This window comes from Salinivibrio sp. MA607 (assembly GCF_001996245.1).
Lineage (GTDB): Bacteria > Pseudomonadota > Gammaproteobacteria > Enterobacterales > Vibrionaceae > Salinivibrio > Salinivibrio costicola.
This window is the reverse complement of the sequence record NZ_MUFJ01000015.1, coordinates 14513-30666: the sequence shown is the minus strand read 5'-3', so window position 1 is coordinate 30666 and position 16154 is coordinate 14513. Positions and strand designations below refer to the sequence as shown.

Below are 16154 nucleotides of genomic sequence, written 5' to 3'. Positions count from 1 at the left end.
ACGGAATCAATAATCAATGAGTGACTACAAAGATACCTTAAACCTGCCGGAAACTGCGTTTCCGATGCGAGGTAATCTTGCTAAGCGCGAGCCTGATATGCTCAAGCGTTGGTATGATGAAGATCTTTACGGTGCAATCCGTCAAGCGAAGCACGGCAAAAAAACATTTATTTTGCACGACGGCCCTCCGTACGCGAACGGCAATATTCATATTGGTCACTCTGTTAATAAAATTCTCAAAGACATTATTATTAAATCGAAAACGCTGGCGGACTATGACGCACCGTATGTCCCTGGCTGGGACTGCCACGGTCTACCTATCGAATTGATGGTAGAAAAAAAAGTGGGCAAGCCGGGTCAGAAAATCTCCACCGCCGAGTTCCGTGAAAAATGTCGTGAATACGCGGCCAAGCAAGTGGAAGGTCAAAAAGCCGACTTCAAACGTCTTGGCGTGTTGGGTGAGTGGGATAAACCCTATCTCACCATGGATTTTAAAACTGAGGCCAGCATCATCCGTGCCTTGGGTAAGATTGCTGGGAATGGCCACTTGCACAAAGGGTTTAAACCGGTTCACTGGTGTACGGATTGTGGTTCAGCCCTTGCCGAAGCCGAAGTCGAGTATCAAGACAAGACGTCCCCATCGATTGACGTCATGTTCCGTGCGGTCGATGAGCAGGCGCTCGTGAACACCTTTACCCTTGCTGGTGAGCATCAAGGCGAAGGGCCTGTTTCGGCGGTGATCTGGACGACGACGCCTTGGACTCTGCCGGCTAACCGCGCCGTTGCTGTGTCCGCGGATCTGGAATATGTGCTGGTGCAAGTCGAAGGCGAGCAGCCACAGCGCTTAATTCTGGCGGCAGAGTTGGCCAAAGACGTCATGGATCGTGCTGGTATTGAGCACTATCACAACCTTGGTTTTTGTAAAGGTGAAGCGTTAGAGCTGCAACGTGTTCAACACCCATTTTATGATTTTGACGTGCCGGTGATCCTTGGCGATCACGTGACAACTGAGTCGGGTACGGGGGTTGTCCACACTGCGCCTGGACACGGCCAAGAAGACTTCGTGGTGGGGAAAAAATACGACCTAGAAGTGGCCAATCCTGTGGGGAGCAATGGTGTGTATTTACCTGATACACCACTGTTTGCCGGTCAGCACGTGTTTAAAGCCAATGATAATGTCATTGAAACGCTTAAAACGCACGGCGCGCTGCTGCATCATCATGCCTATGAACACAGCTATCCGCACTGCTGGCGCCACAAAACGCCGATTATTTTCCGAGCGACGCCACAATGGTTTATCGCCATGGATAAAGCCGGTCTGCGAGATAAAGCCTTACAAGAGATCAAAAACGTTGAATGGATCCCGGACTGGGGGCAAAGCCGCATTGAATCCATGGTTGAAGGCCGTCCAGACTGGTGTATTTCTCGTCAGCGTACCTGGGGCGTACCCATTGCCTTGTTCGTTCACAAAGAAACGTCAGAGCTTCACCCCGATACGATTAACCTGATTGAGCAGGTTGCACAGCGGGTAGAGCAATCGGGCATTCAAGCGTGGTGGGATTTGGATCTTAACGAGCTGTTTGGCGATGAAGCAGACCAGTACGAGAAAGTGCTGGATACGCTCGATGTATGGTTTGATTCAGGCGCGACGCACTATGCGGTGGTTAACCAGCGTGACGAGTTCAACGGCCAAGAAGCTGACATGTACCTCGAAGGGTCGGATCAGCACCGTGGTTGGTTCCAATCATCGTTAATGACCTCGGTCGCCATCAAAGAGAAGGCCCCGTATCGAAAAGTGCTGACTCATGGTTTCACCGTTGACGGCAAAGGCCGCAAGATGTCGAAATCTTTGGGGAACACCATCGCGCCGCAAGACGTGATGAACAAGCTGGGTGCCGATATTTTGCGTTTATGGGTGGCATCAACCGATTACACCGGTGAGATCACCGTCTCGGATGAGATCCTAAAACGCAGCGCCGATGCGTATCGTCGTATCCGCAACACCTCGCGTTTCTTGCTGGCGAACCTACATGGCTTTGATCCTAAAACCGACTTGGTTGCCCCAGACGATTTGGTCGCGGTCGATCGTTGGGCGGTGGGACGTGCGTTGGCGGCACAGCAAGAAATTACAGAAGCATTTGAAGCCTGTAATTTCCACCAAGTCACGCAACGCTTGATGCAGTTCTGCTCGATTGAGATGGGCTCTTTTTATCTCGATATTATTAAAGATCGCCAATACACCGCGAAAGCCGGCAGCCATGCGCACCGAAGCTGCCAAACGGCACTGTTCCACATTGTCGAAGCCTTGGTCCGTTGGATGGCTCCTATTATGTCGTTCACGGCGGATGAAATTTGGAATGAAATGCCGGGTGAGCGTAGCAAGTTTGTCTTTACCGATGTCTGGTATGACGGCCTGTTTGATCTTGAAGACAGTGCTGCCCTTAATCAGGCGTTCTGGGCGAAATTGTTAAACGTACGCGATGCGGTCAATAAAACGCTTGAACAGGCCCGTAACGAAAAAGTCATTGGTGGCTCACTAGAAGCCGAAGTGACCCTGTATGCGCCCGCCGATTTTGCCGAAAAACTGCGCTTAATGGGCGATGAACTTCGCTTTGTGCTGTTAACGTCAAAAGCAACTGTGGTCGCCGGTGAAGCCCCAATATCTGCGACGAAAACGGATGTTGAAGGCCTTGCTGTTGAGGTGACGGCCTCAAGTGCGGCGAAGTGCGAACGCTGCTGGCATCACGTCGCCGACGTGGGCACCATTGCTGGCCATGAAGAGATCTGTGGCCGTTGTGTGACCAACATTGCAGGAGAAGGCGAAACTCGCCAATTTGCGTGATGCAGACTCTTTCCCTCTCGCAATCAGGATGGCGCTGGCTTTGGCTGGCGCCTCTGGTGTTTGCGCTCGATATTGGTAGTAAGTGGCTGGTGATGCAAACCATGGAATACGGGTTTGCTAACCGCATTGAACTGTTGCCTTTTTTTAATCTTACCTACGTGCATAACCATGGCGCAGCCTTTAGTTTTTTGAGTGATGCTGGAGGCTGGCAGCGTTGGCTATTTAGCGTGATTGCACTAGGAGTCAGTGGATTACTGGCTTATTGGATGCGGACCACCCCAGCAAGCCAACGGCTGATCAATATTGCCTATGCGATGATCATCGGCGGCGCATTGGGTAATTTATTTGATCGGCTTGTTCATGGTTATGTCATCGACTTTTTAGATTTTTACATTGGCACGTCGCATTGGCCGGCGTTTAACTTGGCGGATTCCGCGATTTGTTTGGGGGCGGCGTTGGTGATTCTGGAAAGTTTTCGTCAGGACGCGTCATCGACCAAGCAGGGATAATGCGTATCTATCTGCACACTCCGACTTTCAAAAAGGATGAATCATGAAAGCGATCAGCGCCGCTAGCGAAGTGATTATGCATTTTACCATCAAGCTTGAAGATGGCTCGGTGGCCGATACCACCCATAATGCGGGGAAGCCTGCGAAATTGGTGATGGGAGACGGCAGTCTGACCGAAAACTTTGAAAACTGCTTATTGGGCTTAAAAGAAGGCGCCTCGAGTAGCTTTACCTTAGCGCCTGAAGATGCCTTTGGGCAGCCAAACCCTGATAATATTCATCATATGGATCGCCGCCATTTCGGAGGAGAAACACCCGCCGAAGAAGGTGCGATCATTGCGTTTAGTGGTCCTCAAGGGCAAGAAATTCCGGGGATTATTACCGCGGTCTCTGGCGACTCAGTCACCGTTGACTTTAATCATCCTTTGGCGGGTAAAACCGTCATTTTTGACGTTGAAATTATAAGTGTGCAATAAGGCGTAGTCATGAAGATCCTACTTGCCAATCCCCGTGGCTTTTGTGCGGGCGTCGATCGTGCAATCAGTATTGTTGAACGAGCGTTAGAAATCTATCAACCGCCGATTTATGTGCGTCATGAAGTGGTGCACAACCGTTTCGTCGTGGAAGGGTTAAAGCAGCGTGGGGCAATTTTTGTTGAGCAGATCAGCGAAGTGCCTGACGACAGTATTGTGATCTTCTCTGCACACGGTGTATCACAAGCGGTGCGGAACGAGGCGAAATCGCGTCAATTGACCGTGTTTGATGCCACCTGTCCATTGGTGACCAAGGTCCATATGGAAGTGGCGCGCGCAAGCCGCAAAAACATGGAAGTGGTGCTGATAGGCCATGCGGGCCACCCAGAAGTGGAAGGCACCATGGGTCAATACGCCAGCGAAACGGGTGGCATGTATTTGGTCGAAACCCCAGACGATGTCTATACCCTCAAGGTCAACGATCCAGATAACCTACACTATGTCAGTCAAACTACACTGTCTGTGGATGAAACGGCAGATGTGATTGATACCTTGCGGCAGGTATTTCCCAATATCCAAGGCCCGCGCAAAGATGATATTTGTTATGCCACACAGAACCGCCAAGATGCAGTACGCGATCTTGCGCAAAGCTGTGATGTGATGATTGTCGTTGGGTCGAAAAATAGCTCAAATTCAAATCGCCTCCGTGAGCTTTCTGAAAAGCTAGGTACGCCTGGGTATTTGGTCGATACAGCACAAGACATTGCCCCCGCTTGGTTAGACGGCAAGCATACCGTTGGGATCACGGCAGGAGCATCGGCGCCTGAAGAGCTGGTGGATCATATTATCGAGCGCATCAAGCAGCTTGGTGCCACAGAGGTTGAAAATCTCTCTGGACGAGAAGAAAACATGTTCTTTGAAGTGCCGAAGGAATTACAAATTCGTGAGGTCACTTAACCGTGATGATCCAGACCAAAACGGGAAGCGAAAGCTTCCCTTTTTTTCGCCAATATACAAGTGCCAGGGAACGCGCTAGAGTGGTCAGTTACGATCAAGGAGCCAATTTGCTGGCAAAGTGACAAAGGGGAAAATCATGGTAAGTATTGCCATTGCAGGCGCGGCTGGACGAATGGGCCGCAACCTTATTCAAGCGGTTGCACAATACTCGGGCGCAACATTGGGCGCGGCGAGTGAGCGCCCTGAATCTAGCCTAGTAGGCACAGATGCGGGTGAGTTGGCAGGAATTGGCCGTTTAGGGGTTAACGTGGTGGACGACCTTGCTAATGTCAGTGATGACTTCGACGTGATTATCGACTTTACCGTACCATCGGCCACGATGGCGCATTTGGCGTTATGCCAACAACAAGGTAAACAATTAGTCATTGGCACCACCGGGTTTGACGAGGCGCAAAAACAAGTCATTCATGAGGCCGCTGAGTCAACTGCCTTAGTCATGGCGCCCAACTACAGTGTGGGGGTGAACCTAGTGTTTAAGTTGCTCGAGCAAGCCGCCAAAGTGATGGGGGAGGAATGCGATATTGAAATTGTTGAAGCCCACCACCGCCATAAAGTGGATGCCCCTTCAGGCACAGCGCTAGGTATGGGCGAAGCGATTGCGGGGGCAATGGGTAACAACCTCAGCGATGTGGCTGTCTATGCGCGAGAAGGGAATACGGGCGAGCGCAGCAAAGACGAGATTGGTTTTGCCACCCTTCGTGCCGGTGACATTGTTGGCGAACATACTGCGATGTTTGCCGATATCGGTGAGCGTGTTGAGATCACGCACAAGGCCTCAAACCGTAATACCTTTGCCAAAGGCGCGGTCCGTGCAGCGGTTTGGCTCAATCAGCACCCGTCGGGTTTTTATACCATGCAAGATGTCCTCGATTTAAAATAACTATTCATCGCGCTTCGGCGCGATGTTTTTTGCTTATACGTAAAACGCCCTCTCTGTTTGTGTTACTCCTCCAGCTTTATCTGTTTTTTACTGGGCTCATATCGCTATTTTTGCACGAGACTGTATTTCTCAGGTGTTAAAAGTAAAGGTAAACGTTTGCTAATGAGCTTTTATTTTTTTAGACAGATATTGTGTCTTACGTAATGATGCTGGCAGTGATTTGGGTGTTTTTTGTACCGTAAAGTCGATTTAAGCTGTGTTTTATGGCGGCTTAGATAAGGAAATCTATTGAGTGGTGAATAAAGAAAACAAAAAAACGCGGGTTTGATTGACAGCTTCTCCATGCATCCCTAGAATGCGCGCAATTTGTCAAAATTCAGCTTGACGCGGGTTTTGATCTTAGATGGAATACGTGAATGCAACGTTAGTCGTTAAAAGTGCATTTTTATATAAACTGGAGGTTGTCTTGAGCAAGTTTGCGCTCTTAGTCCTAGAAGATGGGACAGTGTTCCACGGTACCCCGATCGGCGCGGATGGCTCCGCGGTGGGAGAAGTGGTTTTCAATACCTCGATGACGGGGTATCAAGAAATTGTCACCGACCCCTCTTATTCCCGTCAAATAGTCACTCTTACTTATCCCCACATTGGCAACACCGGCACCAATACCGAAGACGAAGAATCCTCCCAAGTTCACGCTCAAGGCCTCGTGATTCGTGATCTCCCTCTCTTAGCTAGCAACTTCCGCAATCAACAATCCCTTTCTGATTACCTCAAGCAATACAACATTGTTGGCATTGCCGACATTGATACGCGTAAGCTCACCCGTTTGTTGCGTGAAAAAGGGGCGCAAAATGGTTGCATTGTCGCTGGCGACAGCGTGGATGAAGCATTGGCTTTGGTTAACGCGCAAGATTTTCCTGGCCTCAAGGGCATGGATCTCGCCAAAGAAGTGACCACTCAGGAAAGCTACAGCTGGACACAAGGCTCTTGGCAACTTCATCAAGGCTTACCCGATGCTTTACCTGATAGTGAATTGCCTTATCACGTAGTGGCGTATGACTTTGGTGCTAAACGTAACATTTTGCGTATGCTGGTTGACCGTGGCTGTCGTTTGACGGTGGTGCCTGCCACCACGCCCGCAGACGAGGTGCTGGCGATGAATCCGGATGGAGTTTTCCTATCCAACGGTCCTGGCGACCCAGCCCCGTGTGACTACGCGATAGCGGCGACGCAAACCTTCTTAGCGAAAGGCGTGCCTTTATTTGGTATTTGCTTGGGCCACCAAATTTTAGCACTGGCGAGCGGTGCTAAGACGGTGAAAATGAAATTCGGCCATCATGGCGCCAATCACCCGGTGAAAGATTTAGACCGAGACGTGGTGATGATCACCAGCCAAAACCATGGCTTTGCGGCCGATAAAGATAGCTTGCCAGACACATTGCGGGCGACCCATGTGTCTTTGTTCGATGGCAGCTTACAAGGCATTCATCATATTGAAAAACCCGCCTTTAGCTTCCAAGGCCACCCAGAGGCAAGTCCAGGACCGCATGATGCGGCGCCTCTTTTTGACTATTTTATCGACCTTATCAAACAACATCGCGCCTAATCGGAGTCGTTGAGCATGCCAAAACGCACAGACATAAAAAGCATTCTAATCCTGGGCGCAGGCCCGATTGTCATCGGCCAAGCCTGTGAATTTGACTACTCAGGGGCACAAGCGTGTAAAGCGCTACGCGAAGAGGGATACCGGGTTATTCTCGTGAACTCGAACCCAGCGACTATCATGACTGATCCCGAAATGGCCGATGCGACCTATATCGAGCCGATTCAGTGGCAGGTAGTGAAACATATTATTGAGAAAGAGCGCCCCGATGCGGTGTTACCGACCATGGGCGGTCAAACGGGATTAAACTGTGCACTGGATCTCGAGCGTCACGGCGTACTGGCGGAATTTGGCGTAGAGATGATTGGTGCAACAGCCGACGCCATTGATAAAGCGGAAGACCGACACCGTTTTGATGAAGCGATGCGCAGCATTAACCTTGAGTGTCCGCGTGCGGGCATTGCCCACAGTATGGATGAGGCTCACAAGGTACTCGACGAAGTGGGTTTCCCTTGTATTATCCGTCCTTCATTTACCATGGGCGGCACCGGTGGCGGTATTGCCTACAACCAAGAAGAATTTAAAGACATTTGCGAGCGAGGCTTGGATTTGTCGCCAACCAACGAGCTGTTGATTGATGAATCCTTGATTGGTTGGAAAGAGTACGAAATGGAAGTGGTGCGGGATAAAAACGATAACTGCATCATTGTCTGCTCGATTGAAAACGTCGATGCGATGGGTGTCCACACTGGTGATTCGATCACCGTCGCGCCCGCTCAAACATTGACCGATAAAGAATACCAATTGATGCGCAATGCCTCTGTGGCTGTGCTGCGTGAAATCGGTGTCGAAACCGGTGGGTCAAACGTTCAGTTTGGGATCAACCCTAATAATGGGCGCATGGTGATCATTGAAATGAACCCGCGTGTCTCGCGTTCATCAGCCTTAGCATCAAAAGCAACCGGTTTCCCGATTGCCAAAGTAGCGGCCAAATTAGCGGTTGGCTTTACCCTTGATGAGCTGATGAATGATATTACCGGCGGCGCCACACCGGCTTCATTTGAGCCGACCATTGATTACGTGGTCACGAAAATCCCACGCTTTAATTTTGAAAAATTTGCTGGCGCCAATGATAGACTGACGACCCAGATGAAATCCGTGGGCGAGGTGATGGCCATTGGCCGTAACCAACAAGAATCGTTACAGAAAGCATTACGCGGTCTAGAAACCGGCGCGTCTGGTTTTGATGAGATGGTCAACCTGGATGACGATACCGCATTGACGCGTATTCGCCATGAGCTGAAAGAGCCGGGCGCCGAGCGGATTTGGTATGTCGCGGATGCCTTCCGTGCAGGCATGTCGGTCGATGGGGTTTTCAACCTCACCAATATTGATCGCTGGTTCTTGGTGCAAATCGAAGACATCGTCAAACATGAACAACAAGTCCGAGATAATGGGTTTGCTGGCCTTAATGCGGTCGCGCTGCGCCAATTAAAGCGTAAAGGTTTTTCCGATGTGCGCTTGGCGAATCTTCTCGGGGTGTCTGAAATTGAAGTGCGCAAACTGCGGGATAAATTCAACATCCATCCGGTCTACAAACGCGTTGATACGTGCGCAGCTGAGTTTTCCTCTGATACCGCGTACATGTACTCAAGCTATGATGATGAATGTGAATCGCAACCAACCGATAAAAAGAAAATCATGGTTATCGGTGGTGGTCCGAACCGTATCGGACAGGGCATCGAGTTTGATTATTGCTGCGTCCATGCTTCGTTAGCGCTGCGCGAAGACGGCTATGAGACCATCATGGTGAACTGTAACCCTGAAACCGTCTCTACCGACTATGATACTTCCGATCGCCTCTACTTTGAGCCGGTGACCTTGGAAGATGTGTTGGCGATTGTTCGGGTCGAAAACCCTGAAGGGGTAATTGTTCAGTATGGTGGCCAAACCCCACTTAAACTGGCTCGAGCGCTAGAAGCAGCTGGGGTGCCGATCATTGGTACCAGTCCTGATGCAATTGACCGCGCGGAAGACCGTGAACGTTTCCAAGATGCGGTAGAGCGCCTAGGGCTGAAACAACCTGCCAACGCCACCGTGACGGCATTAGAGCAGGCGGTGGAAAAAGCGAAAGAGATTGGCTACCCGTTGGTGGTGCGTCCGTCTTATGTGCTTGGGGGACGGGCGATGGAAATCGTATATGACGAAACGGATTTGCGTCGCTACTTTAATGAGGCCGTGAGTGTGTCGCATGAATCTCCCGTCTTGCTCGATCACTTCCTTGATGACGCGACCGAAGTAGATATTGATGCCGTGTGTGACGGTGACATCGTTGTCATTGGTGGCATTATGGAGCACATTGAGCAAGCGGGAGTGCACTCGGGCGATTCGGCGTGTTCACTACCAGCGTATACGTTGAGCGATGACGTTCAAGACCGGATGCGTGAACAAGTACGTAAATTAGCCTTAGAGCTTGGTGTACGCGGCTTGGTGAATACCCAGTTTGCGGTGAAAGATGATGAAATTTATCTGATTGAAGTAAACCCGCGGGCTGCACGAACGGTTCCATTTGTGTCTAAAGCGACAGGGGTGCCGCTGGCGAAAATTGCTGCTCGCGTCATGGCAGGACAATCACTTGCCGAGCAAGGGTTCGTGAACGAAGTGATTCCACCTTACTATTCCGTGAAAGAGGTGGTACTCCCGTTTAATAAGTTCCCAGGCGTGGATCCTTTACTTGGGCCAGAAATGCGCTCAACTGGTGAAGTGATGGGTGTGGGCGATACCTTTGCTGAAGCGTTTGCTAAAGCGGACTTAGCCTGTGGCAAAGCCTATAGCGAAAGCGGGCGAGCCTTGTTGTCGGTTCGCAATAACGATAAGCAGCGCGTGGTCGACCTGGCCGCGAAGCTGCTGAAACTTGGCTTTGAACTTGATGCCACCCACGGCACTGCCGTTATTCTGGGAGAAGCGGGGATCAATCCGCGCCTTGTCAACAAAGTGCACGAAGGACGTCCGCACATTCTTGACCGCATCAAAAACGGTGAGTATAGCTATATTGTCAATACCACCGAGGGGCGCCAAGCGATTGAAGATTCAAAAGTCTTACGTCGTGGTGCGCTGGCCGCCAAGGTCAATTATACCACCACACTGAATGCGGCCTTCGCCACGTGCATGGCGTTAACGGCGGCCGACACCACCAAAGTGAATCCGGTGCAATCGCTGCACGCACGAGTACTGACCACGTCTTAATCCGATGAGACGTCAATAACCAGCCATCAGACCCGCCTTTTTGGCGGGTCTTTCTTATCGCGCGTTTATGGCTGAGCGCGAGCGAAAGCAGGTACGAGCTGGCCACGGATCAATGCGTGATAAAACTCACGTTCAAATTGGGTGATCGGTGCGGGTACATTGTCAGGTAACGCGTCTTCATCCGGGTGATAATGACTGACCAACTGCACCACAATATGCACCTGCCCGGTGTCATCCTCCAGTAAACCGGCCAAGTTAAAACTGCCATAAAGCGAGCCGCTCTTGGCTTTTAACCGCCCTTTAATCGGTGCGTGTCGGACACTTTGCCGATACTTAAGTGTGCCATCCATGCCTGCCGTGGGGAGCATATCAATCAGTCCCAGCTCAGGATGCGTCGAGATATAGTGAAGAACACTGGCCAACTGGCGCGCGCTTAAACGGTTGTTTCGGGATAAACCGGATCCGTCCACTAAGATCGCGCGGGATAGGTCGATCCCTGCCTTTTGCAAGATGGCTTTAACTGCCGCGACGCCATTGCGGTAAGATCCCGGCTGCTGAAAATAGCGCCGCCCGAGCGCTTTCAAAAGATTATCCGCAATCAAGTTGTCTGAGTCTCTCAACATGGTGGTCAGCAGTGACGGCAACGGGACAGAGTGATGGCGGGCAAGTTCACGATGTTGGCTGGGAGCCGGTGCGACCAGAATTTGACCATTGAGGTGCACATTCAATCGTGCGAGTTCATCGGCAACAATGGCTTTCACATAGGCGGAAGGGGTTTGAACCGCAAAATTTAATGGCAGTGGCCTGTCCCGGTGGGCAAGACAGCCAGAAAAGTGATACTGATTATCCACGGTGGCGGTTAAATCAAGCCCGCAGTGACGCGCTGTTTGCTGTTCTTCTGTCACCGTAAGGGCGTCGCTAGTCACTGAAATTGGCTGATGACGAGGGACATGAACGCGTGTTTGTACTTGATCGGGCTGGCTGTATATTGCCCCCTGCACACAATTATGATCCAGTGTTATTGCGGTTGAGGGAGCGCTGTAACAGACGGCGAGAATATCCCAAGGCCATCCGGGGGCACGAGAGCGACCGGCGAAGGCTTGGCCGTCCAGGTAAAGATGATTGATATTATCCAGCCCTCGACGAGGCAGTTGACTAAGTAGCTGACGAATATCTTTGCGAGTTAATAAAGGATCGCCATTAAAAATAAGCGCGATGTCATCGCCAGCTTGTACCAGCCGTGTCGAAAAACGGAAGGTACTCGGTAAATAAAGGCGAGCGGCGAGCCCGGTGAGTAGCTTTTGTGTACTCGCAGGGGGAAGCAATGCATCTACTTGCTCACTAAGCTGCGGTTGTGTGTGTTGGGGATCGCTGACCCACAAGGCGGCCTGACTGCCTTTGGGCAATAAAGGGGTCAGCTGTTCAATCGTCAGCTGATTCGATGCATAAGCTAGTGATGTTGTGAACAATACGCTAAGTGCGAGGCAGAAAATAACCGCTAGGCAACGTATCGGTGCTAGGCAGCGCAAAAGAGCGCGAATCATGAGTGAGAGCCTTTGTGTTATTGCATCGTGTTTATCCTACCCTGTCCAGCCTTGAAGACAAGCCGCACGCATGGCCTGATACACCTCATCTGCTGGACAATCACCGGTTGGTCGGTCACGCTATTGCCGGATCAGAGATGATTTTTCGCCAATTCTTGTTTACAATCGAAAAAAAGCGTTGAATTCCGCCGCGCCCAAATTTTTGTTTGGGCGTGGCTTTGTTTTGCCAAAATCCCTTTGCTGTGGATTGAAAGAGGTAATGTCATTTATGGATAAAGTGCCAATGACCGTACGCGGCGAGCAGCTGCTACGAGAAGAGCTGGACAAGTTGACCAAACGTCGCCCAGAGATCTCTAACGCCATTGCAGAGGCGCGTGAGCTGGGTGATTTAAAAGAAAACGCGGAATATCATGCTGCGCGAGAAGAGCAGGGGATTTGTGAAGCGCAAATCCGCGATATTGAATACAAACTATCGGTCGCTCAAGTGATTGATGTCACCAAAATGCCGAATAATGGCAAAGTGATTTTTGGTGCTACCGTGACTGTGATTGACATCAATACCGACGAAGAACTGACCTATCGTATCGTGGGTGATGATGAGGCGGACATTAAAGCCAACCTTATTTCAGTGAACTCACCGATTGCCCGAGGCTTAATTGGTAAAGAAGAAGGCGAAGAAGTGAGCATCACCACACCGGGTGGTGTGAAAGAATTTGAGATTGGCAGCGTCGATTACGTCTAAGTAAAGTGTTACGAGATGTAACTTTTCGCTGAGTTTTCAACAGTAAAAAGGCCGCGACGCGGCCTTTTTTGTTATGCTTCAGCGCAAGTGCGGCAAACCACTAAGGCCACCCAAACTATTTGCGTGGTAATGTGATTTTACGCTCTTCGCTTTGACGGTAAATCACCAGTGTTTTGCCGATAACCTGCACTTTTTCGGCGCCAGTTTCACGAATGATAGCGTCGACAATCAGGTTTTTGGTCTCGCGGTCTTCTGATGCGACTTTCACTTTGATCAATTCATGGTGGTCAAGCGCAAGCTCAATTTCAGCGACCACGGCTTCGGTTAAGCCATTGGCGCCCATTAAGACTACAGGCTTAAGCTGGTGAGCCAGTCCTTTGAGATACTGTTTTTGTTTGGTGCTGAGTTTCATGTTGGCTCGATTTCTATTTGCTAGGGGTTGAAAACATGCCATTCTAACGCCATCTCATCACAAACTGAAACAGTATAAAGACGCTCCATGGCAACCGAATTATCTAGATAGCCGCTTTTGAGCTACCTTTAATAATAACATTCAGTGCGCAATCGATTGAATTTTATGATAATGCGTTGCCAACAATAGGGTTTGGTTAGGAACAACATGGCGAACAAAAAGCATTCAGCTAGCTCAGGACGTTGGTTGAAAGAACACTTTGACGATAAGTATGTGCACGAAGCGCAAAAAAAAGGTTATCGCTCACGCGCTATCTTTAAACTGGAAGAAATCCAGCAAAAAGATCGCATCTTAAAGCCCGGTATGACAGTGGTCGATTTAGGGGCCGCGCCTGGCGGATGGTCGCAGTATGCGGCGACGCAAGTCGGCGATGAAGGCCAAGTGATCGCGTGCGACATCTTACCGATGGATTCGATGCCAGGCGTCAGCTTTCTCCAAGGTGATTTTCGTGAACAAACCGTTCTTGATGCCCTTCTTGATCGTATACAACCTGACATGGTTGACGTGGTGATGTCTGACATGGCGCCGAACATGAGTGGCAACCAGGCGGCAGACCAACCGCGTGCGATGTATTTGGTGGAGCTGGCGTTGGATATGTGCCGGGAAGTGTTAGGCCCCAAAGGCTGCTTCGTGGTAAAAGTATTTCAAGGAGAAGGCTTTGATCATTATCTGGCCGAAGTCCGTAAAATGTTTACAGCGGTCAAAATTCGTAAACCCGACTCATCCCGCGCACGGTCGCGAGAGGTCTACATTGTGGCTACAGGTTATAAACTGTAGTACCCTTACATTTATCTATCTCAGTTATGCGAGGCTAACACCTTGAGTGACATGGCAAAAAACTTGATTCTGTGGCTGGTTATCGCCGTTGTCTTAATGTCTGTGTTCCAAAGTTTTGGACCAGGTGACAACGCCGGTCGTCAAGTCGACTATACCTCTTTCGTACGCGAAATCGGCAACGATCAAATACAGGAAGTAAAATTTGACGATCGCGAGCTGAGTGTCACCCGACGTGACGGCTCGAATTATGTCACCTACATGCCTGTTATGAACGATCCAAAGTTGTTAGATGACTTGCTTAACAAAAATGTCAGTGTCAAAGGGACACCACCAGAAGAGCCAAGCATGTTGGCGTCTATCTTCATCTCGTGGTTCCCTATGCTGTTGCTTATCGGGGTATGGATATTCTTCATGCGTCAGATGCAAGGCGGGGGCGGCAAAGGCGCTATGTCATTTGGCAAATCAAAAGCCAAAATGATGAGCGAAGAGCAGGTCAAAACATCGTTCACCGATGTCGCTGGTTGTGACGAAGCAAAAGAAGACGTCAAAGAGCTGGTGGATTACCTGCGTGATCCAAGCCGATTCCAAAAACTGGGCGGTAAAATTCCAACCGGTGTATTGATGGTAGGGCCTCCGGGTACGGGTAAAACCTTGCTGGCGAAGGCCATTGCAGGCGAAGCGAAAGTGCCTTTCTTCACCATTTCCGGCTCTGACTTCGTCGAAATGTTCGTGGGTGTTGGTGCATCACGTGTCCGTGATATGTTTGAGCAAGCCAAGAAAGCGGCACCGTGTATTATCTTTATCGATGAGATCGATGCAGTGGGTCGTCAACGTGGCGCTGGCTTAGGCGGCGGTCACGATGAGCGTGAACAAACCCTTAACCAAATGCTGGTCGAAATGGACGGCTTTGAAGGGAACGAAGGGGTGATTGTTATCGCCGCGACGAACCGTCCTGATGTCTTGGATCCTGCGTTATTACGTCCGGGGCGTTTTGACCGCCAAGTCGTGGTGAGCTTGCCTGATGTCCGCGGCCGTGAGCATATTCTAAAAGTGCACATGCGCAAAGTCCCCCTCGGCAATGATGTCGATGCATCGCTTATTGCACGTGGTACCCCAGGGTTCTCAGGGGCCGATTTAGCTAACTTGGTCAACGAGGCAGCATTGTTCTCGGCTCGCGGTAACAAGCGTGTGGTCTCCATGGTCGAGTTTGAACTGGCTAAAGACAAAATCATGATGGGTGCAGAGCGCCGTTCGATGGTGATGTCAGAAGAAATCAAAGAGTCGACTGCCTATCACGAAGCAGGCCATGCCATTGTTGGACGTTTAGTGCCGGAACATGATCCTGTCTACAAAGTCTCGATCATCCCACGTGGACGCGCATTGGGTGTGACCATGTACCTGCCTGAGCAGGACCGCATCAGCATGTCGCGTCAGCACCTGAACTCGATGATCTCAAGCCTTTATGGCGGTCGTTTAGCCGAAGAGCTGATTTACGGAAAAGACAAAGTCTCGACCGGGGCATCCAATGACATTGAACGTGCAACAGAAATTGCTCGCAAAATGGTCACGCAATGGGGCTTTTCAGAGAAACTAGGTCCATTGCTCTATGCGGAAGAGGAAGGCGAAGTTTTCCTTGGCCGTTCAATGGCACAGACCAAGCATATTTCGGACGAAACGGCGCGCTTGATTGATGGAGAAATCCGTCAAATCATTGACAGTAACTACGACCGTGCAAAACAAATCTTGGCAGACAATCTCGATATCATGCATTCGATGAAAGATGCGTTGATGAAATACGAGACCATCGATGCGGCACAAATCGATGACTTGATGGCCCGTCGTGATGTTCGCGAGCCTGCAGGTTGGGAAGGCGGTGACGGGGGGTCTTCATCGGATGACACGCCCAAAAAACCGGATGAATCAGCGACGAAAGCATCTGATGAACAATCAGATGATAAAAAACAAAAGCCGTTAGATTCAGAAAACCAATCTGAAGCGTAAACCAACAGTAGTACAAACCCCGATACGTCGGGGTTTTTTTGATCGTGCT

The 16154-nt window shown here is 50.3% G+C and carries 12 protein-coding genes; 10 read left to right on the top strand and 2 right to left on the bottom strand.

Features of this window, described 5'->3' with window-relative positions; genetic code table 11:
* Positions 1 to 16 precede the first annotated feature (16 nt).
* From ileS to carB, 7 genes are all read left to right on the top strand, one after another.
* Entirely contained in the window at positions 17 to 2842 is a 2826-nt protein-coding gene (gene ileS / locus BZG81_RS08745; RefSeq protein WP_077677187.1) for an isoleucine--tRNA ligase, read from the top strand.
* A complete protein-coding gene (lspA, locus tag BZG81_RS08740) occupies positions 2842 to 3351 on the top strand; it encodes a signal peptidase II (RefSeq protein WP_021023300.1) in 510 nt (169 codons plus the stop codon). The genes ileS and lspA overlap by 1 nt, the downstream gene beginning before the upstream one ends.
* A gap of 43 nt (positions 3352 to 3394) precedes the next feature.
* Positions 3395 to 3826 (top strand): FKBP-type peptidyl-prolyl cis-trans isomerase, encoded by a 432-nt coding sequence (fkpB, locus tag BZG81_RS08735; RefSeq protein ID WP_021023299.1) that lies wholly within the window; start codon positions 3395 to 3397, stop codon positions 3824 to 3826.
* A gap of 9 nt (positions 3827 to 3835) precedes the next feature.
* Positions 3836 to 4780 carry a 4-hydroxy-3-methylbut-2-enyl diphosphate reductase gene (gene ispH, locus BZG81_RS08730; RefSeq protein WP_077677186.1) on the top strand — a complete coding sequence of 315 codons (945 nt, stop codon included), beginning with the start codon at positions 3836 to 3838 and terminating at the stop codon, positions 4778 to 4780.
* Between the two features lie 136 nt (positions 4781 to 4916).
* The gene (dapB, locus tag BZG81_RS08725; protein ID WP_077677185.1) at positions 4917 to 5720 is read left to right on the top strand and encodes a 4-hydroxy-tetrahydrodipicolinate reductase; all 804 of its coding nucleotides are present in this window, start codon (positions 4917 to 4919) and stop codon (positions 5718 to 5720) included.
* A 466-nt stretch (positions 5721 to 6186) separates the two neighbouring features.
* Complete coding sequence (gene carA / locus BZG81_RS08720; protein ID WP_077677204.1) at positions 6187 to 7326, top strand: glutamine-hydrolyzing carbamoyl-phosphate synthase small subunit; 1140 nt, start codon at positions 6187 to 6189, stop codon at positions 7324 to 7326.
* A 15-nt stretch (positions 7327 to 7341) separates the two neighbouring features.
* Positions 7342 to 10569, top strand: coding sequence for a carbamoyl-phosphate synthase large subunit (gene carB / locus BZG81_RS08715; protein WP_077677184.1), 3228 nt, complete (start codon positions 7342 to 7344; stop codon positions 10567 to 10569).
* A 65-nt stretch (positions 10570 to 10634) separates the two neighbouring features.
* Here the strand turns inward: carB and dacB are convergent, their stop codons facing one another.
* Positions 10635 to 12113: a D-alanyl-D-alanine carboxypeptidase/D-alanyl-D-alanine endopeptidase gene (dacB, locus tag BZG81_RS08710; protein ID WP_077677183.1), complete on the bottom strand. Its 1479-nt coding sequence runs from the start codon at positions 12111 to 12113 to the stop codon at positions 10635 to 10637.
* 268 nt (positions 12114 to 12381) lie between these two features.
* Between dacB and greA the strand changes: the two genes are divergently transcribed.
* Positions 12382 to 12855, top strand: a complete 474-nt coding sequence (gene greA, locus BZG81_RS08700) for a transcription elongation factor GreA (protein WP_021023293.1) — start codon at positions 12382 to 12384, stop codon at positions 12853 to 12855.
* Between the two features lie 115 nt (positions 12856 to 12970).
* On the opposite strand, the gene yhbY is transcribed toward greA, so the two are convergent.
* The gene (yhbY, locus tag BZG81_RS08695) at positions 12971 to 13267 is read right to left on the bottom strand and encodes a ribosome assembly RNA-binding protein YhbY (RefSeq protein WP_021023292.1); all 297 of its coding nucleotides are present in this window, start codon (positions 13265 to 13267) and stop codon (positions 12971 to 12973) included.
* Positions 13268 to 13474: 207 nt separating this feature from the next.
* Between yhbY and rlmE the strand changes: the two genes are divergently transcribed.
* Positions 13475 to 14104, top strand: coding sequence for a 23S rRNA (uridine(2552)-2'-O)-methyltransferase RlmE (rlmE, locus tag BZG81_RS08690; RefSeq protein WP_077461719.1), 630 nt, complete (start codon positions 13475 to 13477; stop codon positions 14102 to 14104).
* A 51-nt stretch (positions 14105 to 14155) separates the two neighbouring features.
* Positions 14156 to 16105: an ATP-dependent zinc metalloprotease FtsH gene (ftsH, locus tag BZG81_RS08685; protein ID WP_077661332.1), complete on the top strand. Its 1950-nt coding sequence runs from the start codon at positions 14156 to 14158 to the stop codon at positions 16103 to 16105.
* Positions 16106 to 16154: the final 49 nt, after the last annotated feature.

Bases quoted from the DNA above. Each gene is read 5' to 3' on its own strand.
- ileS (WP_077677187.1), top strand. From the start codon at position 17: ATGAGTGACTACAAAGATACCTTAAACCTGCCGGAAACTGCGTTTCCG.
- greA (WP_021023293.1), top strand. From the start codon at position 12,382: ATGGATAAAGTGCCAATGACCGTACGCGGCGAGCAGCTGCTACGAGAA.
- carB (WP_077677184.1), top strand. From the start codon at position 7,342: ATGCCAAAACGCACAGACATAAAAAGCATTCTAATCCTGGGCGCAGGC.
- ftsH (WP_077661332.1), top strand. From the start codon at position 14,156: ATGGCAAAAAACTTGATTCTGTGGCTGGTTATCGCCGTTGTCTTAATG.
- fkpB (WP_021023299.1), top strand. From the start codon at position 3,395: ATGAAAGCGATCAGCGCCGCTAGCGAAGTGATTATGCATTTTACCATC.
- yhbY (WP_021023292.1), bottom strand. From the start codon at position 13,267: ATGAAACTCAGCACCAAACAAAAACAGTATCTCAAAGGACTGGCTCAC.
- ispH (WP_077677186.1), top strand. From the start codon at position 3,836: ATGAAGATCCTACTTGCCAATCCCCGTGGCTTTTGTGCGGGCGTCGAT.
- rlmE (WP_077461719.1), top strand. From the start codon at position 13,475: ATGGCGAACAAAAAGCATTCAGCTAGCTCAGGACGTTGGTTGAAAGAA.
- lspA (WP_021023300.1), top strand. From the start codon at position 2,842: ATGCAGACTCTTTCCCTCTCGCAATCAGGATGGCGCTGGCTTTGGCTG.
- dapB (WP_077677185.1), top strand. From the start codon at position 4,917: ATGGTAAGTATTGCCATTGCAGGCGCGGCTGGACGAATGGGCCGCAAC.
- dacB (WP_077677183.1), bottom strand. From the start codon at position 12,113: ATGATTCGCGCTCTTTTGCGCTGCCTAGCACCGATACGTTGCCTAGCG.